A 7,856-nucleotide genomic window follows, 5' to 3' on the forward strand; every position below is an offset into this window, starting at 1 on the left:
AACAGCAGAACAACATGTTCTTTTCAAGCATTTGCCATACACAGCGTATAAAAAAAACGGGCTAACTATTAAATTAGGTAAATACACCAAGCATCCTTAAATTTGCGGCATGACAACATATGAAACAATAATCAGCACGCTACAAAATACCGATGCCACAGCGGCAGAGCACTTTCAGGAAGCCATAGATATTATGATTCATAAACTAAAGTTTCTTTCACCCGACACCTTTCCCCAAGTCATGGTAGTGCAGCAAGAGGATCGTTTCGAAACCGCTTTTTCTACCCTGTTAGAAGAGAAAATTAATATTGCTGGCGGAAGATTATTAGCCGATAGCCAAAGCGCTGCAGATGTAGTAATTATTATACAAAAGAATGATGAACTATACAGCCTGCTACCAAGTTTTATAGCAGAGTTACGCGAACAAGGCAGTAAAGCTATTGAAAACAATAAAGTATTTATCATACAATCAGCTGATTTCAACAGCGCTGCAAACAGCTACCTTGCAGACACCGAAAGCTTAGCTGAAATTATTCAACCCAAATATTTCTTTTTTGGAAGAGACGGACAAGATTGGGTAAAATTTGACCTATAAAAAAAGCTGTTTTAGAACAGCTTTTTTTATAGGAATAGTTACTTAAAATAATGCTCCTAATTGACAAACTTTCTACGCAGCAGCGCATAAAACTTATCTACAGTCTGTGGCTTCTCTGCCCATCCATTTTTCAAGGCGTAATTACTTTGCAGGAAAGCGTCCGCTTCCGCCATATGGTTAAAACGATTCAACAACTCCAAAGCCTCACTATAAGCTAAACTATACCCGTTAAACAAATCTTTTATAAATAAAAGCTTATCATTTAAGTTAATCGCTGTTTTTAAATCCAATACCTTTTCGGTGCTTGTATTCGTCTGAAACTGTTGGGTAATATTTACACCAGCACGCTTTTGCTGATGTATCATTTCATTTATTGTGAGCGGTCTACCCGGCGTTTCTTCAGAGGTTACAGTCGTCGTAACGGTACTAGACTCTTCTACAACAACGATTTTTGTTTCCTCTAAAACCTCGCGTACAACAGTCTGATCCTTATCAACCGTCGAATTATGAGTATCAACCGCATTATATTGCGTTGCAGCGTTTGCTTTTTCTTCCCCATGTATAGCAGCACCAGGTTGCTCGACACCCTGACTATGCGCATACGAAAGCGTAGGTGTTTCAGTCTGCGAAGGAATATCCGACACAGGAGCCTGCGCTACTTCCGCTGGATGATCCAGCACTGCAGTATTCGCAACAGCCTCCGCTACAGGAGTATTAGCCGTTGTCTCCGTAAAAGCCACTTCAGGCTGCACCTCGTTTGCTGCCACATCCACGGTTTCATTTTCCAGTGCCACTGCAGTATGCACGGCAGTGCTATCCTGCTCTACTACAGGCGCAGAAGTTTCCACGGCTGCCCCAGTAAAATATTGCAATGCCTTAATATGCGCCGAAAGAAATTCTACTTTCGCAGAAAGAAGTGCTAATTCAACGCCATCTAAACGCGCTCCACCCTTTATATCTTCGTACTGGGCTTGGATATCGTTTAAAAGTCCATCAATTTTTGTATACAGTTGCGATGTAGATTTTGCCATATCAATCCTATTAAATAAATAATCGTTCAAATAATAAATAGAAGTTAAACCCATTGATACAGATAAAGTTCCGAATTATCCGCATTCCGAGTCTACCAAAAATAAGATATAATTTCGATATTCGTAGCGTACAGCTAGGGGTTTTATGATTTTGTTAACATTAAAACCCCCGCCCAGACAGCGCAATATTATTATGCTATTTTCAGAACATTATAGTAATCAAAAAGAAAGAAAAGTAGGAAGTATAGAGGTAATCTGTGGTTCGATGTTTTCAGGAAAAACAGAAGAGCTAATACGTAGAATGAAACGTGCACAGTTTGCCAAGCTACCTGTAGAAATCTTTAAACCCGCAATCGATCTTCGCTATGCGGAGCATGAAGTCGTTTCTCACGATAGAAACAGTATTCCTTCGACTCCGGTAGGACATTCGTCGGCAATACTTTTAATGAGTGCCGACATTAAAGTGGTAGGCATAGACGAAGCGCAGTTTTTTGATGAAGATCTTCCGAATGTATGTATTCAGCTGGCGAATAAGGGACTTCGTGTAATTGTTGCAGGCCTCGATATGGATTACCAAGGCAACCCTTTCGGGCCGATGCCGGCCTTATTATCCATTGCAGAACATATTACCAAAGTACACGCCGTTTGTGTGGTATGCGGCTCACCGGCAAACTATTCATACCGGCTCAGCAAAAGTGAAGACCTGGTTTTACTCGGCGAAAAAGACAGTTACGAACCACGCTGTCGCCATTGCTACTATGTTCTTGGAAACACGATTTAACAGAAAGTTAATATTATATTGATCATTTTTTTTCCTTGCGCTTGTACCTTTGTATGGTACTTCATGATGATATTCATCAAAATTTAGGTTAAAATTGGTTAGCTAAAAGCACTTTTGCCCATCAAAAGTGCTTTTTTATGCCTTTATTTTTCGCCATTTCACGGCTTCAAACCCTTAGCAGCATACAACAAGCACACAGTAAGCTATCCTTCGAAACACCGAAAAATAATCAATGCTATAAAAACATAAAAAAATCCTGCAACCCCAGGGGTATACAGGATTTAATACGATTAAAAATTTTCCGCATCAAGGCCTACTAAAGCAGGTATACGGGCCTCCTATAGCTGCCCTACAAGCACCTGATCCATAGGTGCTACCTGCGAACGGTAGCGATGAATAAGTTTTCCATTTTCATCAATTAGGAATTTTTCAAAATTCCATTTTATATCGCCCTGAAAATCAGGATTAGGCTGCGTAGTGAGGTATTGAAACAAAGGATCAATATCCTTGCCTTTTACCTCTACCTTTTCAGAGAGTAAAAAAGTAACCCCATAATTCTGTTCACAGAAGGTATTTATATCGGCGTTACTACCAGGCTCCTGGTTACCAAAGTTATTCGCCGGAAACCCAATAATAACCAGATTTTCACCATACGTTTTATGTAGTTCCTGCAAATCTTTATACTGCTTCGTAAAACCACACTTCGATGCAGTATTAACAATTAAAATCTTTTTCCCTTTAAAAGCAGAGAGTTCAATTTTTTTTCCATCGATAGCAGTGAATGAGAAGTCATACACTGAAGATGCTGGCGGAGGTGTTGGATGGATCAAATTTAAGATCATTATCCATGCTAATGTTATCATATATTTATCAAATTAAAGAACCTTAATACAGTAAATTAGTCGTCTCTCTTTCAACGACAAAGTGGAAAATATCCGCTATGGGAGAACGTAAGATCTTACCCATTTGCACCCCATGCAATTCACATACATTCCTGAGATGCATATCAAAAAGATAGCCAATGCTACCTACAAAATTGCATTTGTACTCCCAATAATTCGGATAGGTCATAATATTGGTGCGCACAAATTCGTCGAAACCGTCGGTCAGTAACTTATCCATATAAGGGTGTAATCTATGCGCAGCCATAAAGGGAGCAAAAGAGGCCAGGTAGGAGTTTGGACGCTCTTTCTGGTAAACATTTCGGATTACCATATCCTTGGTAAGTCTATATTTCTCGGCAAACAATTTCGCAAGATCGCGCGGCATCGTGCCATAAAGGAAATCTGTCGTTAGCCTTTTACCAAACCAGGCGCCAGAGCCCTCATCACCTAAAACATAACCTATGCCATGCAAACTGCTGGACAGCTCTTCCCCATTAAAAAAACTAATATCCGACCCCGTTCCTAGTGTGGCGACAAGGCCTTTTTCAGTACCACAGGTAGCATATGCAGCCCCTAAAAGATCCGTTTCCACCGCGATAAAAGCCTTTGGAAACAAAAGCGTCAACGCATTCGATACAATCTCACGGCGATCAGGAGTTACACATCCGGCACCAAAGAAATATACTTCCTTAATTTCGTCTATATATGGTATAATCTCAGAAGCATCCTTTACGCCCCTTTCAATTTCTTTTTCATTTACAAAAAAGGGATTCAAGCCCTTTGTCTTAAATAAAAGAGGTTCACTATCGGGCACCTGCAACATCCAATCCGAACTCGAAGACCCACTATCAGCGACTAAAATCATTCTTTTTCCCTATTTAATTAACACTATTCTTGCATGTCAAATATACACAATAGTTAAAATACTTTTGCACACCACTATGAATCGAATATAATAATTTTGAAGTCCATAGGATTAGCTCTAACTTTGATATATTGATTATAAAAACAATGTTTAGTAAGGTATGAATTCTACGATCCACTTTTCCCTATCCTTTCCCGAAGCCCAAGCACATTATGTCGATGTTCAGCTGGATATCCAAGGTTTTGAAAACCAAAACTATATTGACTTAGTTTTACCGGTCTGGGCTCCAGGCTCCTACTTAATTCGGGAATATGCTAAAAACGTGGAAAGATTCCGCGCAGCAGATGCAACAGGTGTGGCATGCCCCTTTACGAAGGTGAACAAAAATACCTGGCGTGTGCAGCACCATGGAAAAGCACTTAGCGTAACCTACGCAGTATACGGATTTGAATCCTCGGTACGGACGAGTTTTATAAACCGTGAGCATGCCTTTTTAAGCCCTGTAGGTGTGTTTTTTCATATACAAGGGCAGCTACAACATCCGGTAACGGTATCGGTTAAATTACCTGAAAACTGGCCTAAAATTTCATCAGGATTAGAACCTACCAACAGCTCAAATACCTACTATGCTGCAAATTACGACATCCTATACGATAGTCCCTTCGAAATCGGAAATCATGACACCTGGTCTTTTGACGTGGAAGGCGTTACCCATGAATGTGCCATGGTTGGAGAAGGAAATTATAATAAACAACAACTAACAGAAGATATTACAAAAATTGTTGCGGAAGAAAATAAAATATGGGGCTCAAATCCAAATAATTATTACCTCTTTATTACGCATAACCATCAGAATGCATTTGGCGGGTTGGAGCATCTAAACTCAACGGTTTTAGCCTGCTCCAGGTTTGCCTACCAACAAGAGGCTTCGTATAAAAGCTATTTAAGTTTAGTAGCGCACGAATATTTTCACCTCTGGAATGTAAAACGTCTGCGCCCGAAAGCTTTAGGCCCCTTCGATTATAACCAGGAAAATTATACGACAGGTTTGTGGATTATGGAGGGTTTTACAGCCTATTATGATAATCTTATCGTTCGCCGCTGCGGGTTTTACTCCGAAGAAGAATACCTACAACAGCTGGCCATAGACTTCAATACCGTATATAATAGACCTGGATATCAGCTTCAAAGCGCGGCAGCAGCAAGTTTTGATACCTGGATAAAACAATACCGCCCCGACGAGAACTCGGCCAATACCAGCATCTCCTATTATAATAAAGGAGCCATGCATGCTGTAGCCCTAGACATTAAAATATTGGTGCAAACGGAGGGTAAATATCGGTTAGATGATGTTTTAAAAGCGGCCTATAACCAGTTTTACATCATAGAAAACCGAGGGTTTGAGGAAGAGGAACTTCAAAAATTGGCCGAAGATTTAACAGGTGTGCCATTGGATGATATCTTTAAGGCTGCGCATAGTGTAGAGGAGTTGGATTACAACCGCATTTTCAACGAAGTGGGCTATGAAATGGTCGATCTGCTGGCAGCCCATAACTCCGCATCTCTAGGGGTGCGAATAGCGGCATCTGAAGGACGGAGTATTATTAAACAAGTAGATCGCGACAGCGCGGCATGGCATGGCGGACTAAACGTGGAGGATGAACTTTTAGCTGTAGACCATTACAGAGTCGATACTGCTGGAAAGGTTTTGGATTATATATTAGCCAGCAAGCAAGTCGGCGAACAGATTAAACTAGTTATCGCTCGCGACGGATTACTTCAGCAGCTTACGGTAACGCTGCAGAAACAGGATAAAAAGAACTATGTAATCCAACGCAAGGAAAACAGTACCCTACAGCAGCAGGCCTATGGTAACATATGGCTATCCTTGTCATAATTTCGGGATATAGCCTAAGAAAAAGCGTCTGAAACGACGCTTTTTTTATTACACCTGTTTTTTTCTACAGATTTTAAATATCTTATGTATAAAAAATAATAAATCAAAAATTAAACCTTTGCAACTAAAAAAAACAGTAACATATTACGTATATAATAAAACAAGAACAAATGAATTGGATATTTTTAATCTTAGGCGGATTATTTGAAGTAGGTTTCACAACCTGCCTTGGCAAGGCAAAAGAAGCGGCAGGAACAACGTCCCTGTATTGGTATGCTGGTTTTTTAGTCTGCTTATTTATGAGTATGGGCTTATTGATTAAAGCTACACAAACACTGCCATTAGGCACAGCCTATGCGGTATGGACCGGGATTGGCGCTGTTGGTACCGTTCTTATGGGAATATTATTCTTTAAAGAACCGGCAGAATTTTGGCGCATTTTCTTCATTTTTACGCTTATAGCCTCTATTATCGGTCTAAAGATGGTATCTAGCCATTAGCAAATTCCTTCTTTCGAAACCATAAATTTTAAGTACTTTTGTACTCTTCAAAAGCTATTAGGCTTTTATCGTAAAAAATTATGTTAGAAAAATTACAGGCAATTAAGGAAAGATGGGAAGAAGTCGAGGCAGAATTAAGTAACCCCGATTCCATGAGTGATATGAAACGTTTTGCAAAATTGAATAAGGAATATAAAGACCTTTCCAAAATTGTAGAACAATACCATATCTATAAAAACATTGTGAGCAATATTGAAGCCAACAAAGATATCTTGGTAAACGAAAAAGACCAAGAACTAAGAGAAATGGCAAAAGAAGAGCAAGATTTGCTAATTGTTCAACGCGAAGAAAAAGAAGAAGAAATACGTTTAATGCTGATCCCGAAAGATCCTGAAGACGGTAAAAATGCTATTATCGAAATCCGTGGTGGTACTGGAGGGGATGAAGCAGCTTTGTTTGCAGGAGATCTTTACCGCATGTATACCCGTTACTTCGAAACCAAAAACTGGCGCACCGAAGTGATGGATGTTACTGAAGGTACTTCCGGCGGCTACAAAGAGGTTATTCTAAAGGTTATCGGTGAGGATGTGTACGGACAATTAAAATACGAATCTGGGGTACACCGTGTACAACGTGTTCCAGATACCGAAACACAGGGTCGCGTACATACTTCCGCTGCCTCTGTTGCCGTATTACCGGAAGCAGAAGAGGTAGACGTAGAACTAAACCCTGGAGATATTGAAATGCAAACCTCCCGTTCGGGTGGTGCCGGAGGGCAGAATGTAAACAAGGTTGAAACGAAGGTGCAATTAACACATAAGCCAAGCGGTATTGTTGTGGTATGCCAGGTGGAACGTTCACAATTGGCCAACCGTGAGCTTGCAATGGAGATGCTTCGGAACAAACTTTATGAGCTTGAAGTACAAAAAAAACATGGCGATACGGCTGCAAAAAGAAAAACCATGGTATCTACCGGAGACCGCTCTGCAAAAGTGCGTACGTATAACTACCCACAAGGCCGTGTAACCGAACATAGAATTGGTTTAACGATGTACAATCTTCCGTCGATTATGGACGGTGATATACAGGGAATTATAGACGCGTTACAGTTTGCGGAGAATGCCGAAAAGATGAAGGACGGGGCCGTAGACTAAGTTTTTTTAAAAAAAAATTAGGTTTTTAATAAATTAGCGCTATATTTGCACACCTTCAAACGAGAAGGGTTGAGGTCTGGTAGTTCAGCTGGTTAGAATACATGCCTGTCACGCATGGGGTCGCGGGTTCGAGTCCCGTCCAGACCGCT

The 7,856-nt window shown here is 40.5% G+C and carries 8 protein-coding genes and 1 tRNA gene; 6 read left to right on the forward strand and 3 right to left on the reverse strand.

Going from position 1 to position 7,856, the window contains the following annotated elements; all coding sequences use genetic code 11:
* The first annotated feature begins 109 nt into the window (after positions 1 to 109).
* Positions 110 to 595, forward strand: a complete 486-nt coding sequence (locus ACL9RF_RS12800; protein ID WP_422801025.1) for a hypothetical protein — start codon at positions 110 to 112, stop codon at positions 593 to 595.
* Between the two features lie 56 nt (positions 596 to 651).
* Here ACL9RF_RS12800 and ACL9RF_RS12805 read toward each other — a convergent pair whose 3' ends face one another.
* Positions 652 to 1,626 (reverse strand): hypothetical protein, encoded by a 975-nt coding sequence (locus ACL9RF_RS12805; protein WP_422801026.1) that lies wholly within the window; start codon positions 1,624 to 1,626, stop codon positions 652 to 654.
* 193 nt (positions 1,627 to 1,819) lie between these two features.
* Between ACL9RF_RS12805 and ACL9RF_RS12810 the strand changes: the two genes are divergently transcribed.
* Positions 1,820 to 2,407, forward strand: a complete 588-nt coding sequence (locus ACL9RF_RS12810) for a thymidine kinase (RefSeq protein ID WP_422801027.1) — start codon at positions 1,820 to 1,822, stop codon at positions 2,405 to 2,407.
* Positions 2,408 to 2,745: 338 nt separating this feature from the next.
* Here ACL9RF_RS12810 and ACL9RF_RS12815 read toward each other — a convergent pair whose 3' ends face one another.
* Positions 2,746 to 3,270 (reverse strand): glutathione peroxidase, encoded by a 525-nt coding sequence (locus ACL9RF_RS12815; RefSeq protein ID WP_422801028.1) that lies wholly within the window; start codon positions 3,268 to 3,270, stop codon positions 2,746 to 2,748.
* 22 nt (positions 3,271 to 3,292) lie between these two features.
* Positions 3,293 to 4,156, reverse strand: coding sequence for an N-acetylglucosamine kinase (locus ACL9RF_RS12820; protein WP_422801029.1), 864 nt, complete (start codon positions 4,154 to 4,156; stop codon positions 3,293 to 3,295).
* Between the two features lie 160 nt (positions 4,157 to 4,316).
* Between ACL9RF_RS12820 and ACL9RF_RS12825 the strand changes: the two genes are divergently transcribed.
* The 4 genes from ACL9RF_RS12825 (at position 4,317) to ACL9RF_RS12840 (ending at position 7,854) form a co-directional block, all read left to right on the forward strand.
* Entirely contained in the window at positions 4,317 to 6,053 is a 1,737-nt protein-coding gene (locus ACL9RF_RS12825; RefSeq protein WP_422801030.1) for a M61 family metallopeptidase, read from the forward strand.
* Positions 6,054 to 6,223: 170 nt separating this feature from the next.
* Positions 6,224 to 6,553, forward strand: coding sequence for a DMT family transporter (locus ACL9RF_RS12830; protein WP_422801031.1), 330 nt, complete (start codon positions 6,224 to 6,226; stop codon positions 6,551 to 6,553).
* An 80-nt stretch (positions 6,554 to 6,633) separates the two neighbouring features.
* On the forward strand, positions 6,634 to 7,707 hold the full coding sequence (gene prfA / locus ACL9RF_RS12835) for a peptide chain release factor 1 (RefSeq protein WP_422801032.1): 1,074 nt from the start codon (positions 6,634 to 6,636) through the stop codon (positions 7,705 to 7,707).
* A 73-nt stretch (positions 7,708 to 7,780) separates the two neighbouring features.
* Positions 7,781 to 7,854, forward strand: a tRNA-Asp gene (locus tag ACL9RF_RS12840).
* Positions 7,855 to 7,856 lie beyond the last annotated feature (2 nt).

Source organism: Sphingobacterium sp. Mn56C (assembly GCF_049319645.1).
Taxonomy (GTDB): domain Bacteria; phylum Bacteroidota; class Bacteroidia; order Sphingobacteriales; family Sphingobacteriaceae; genus Sphingobacterium.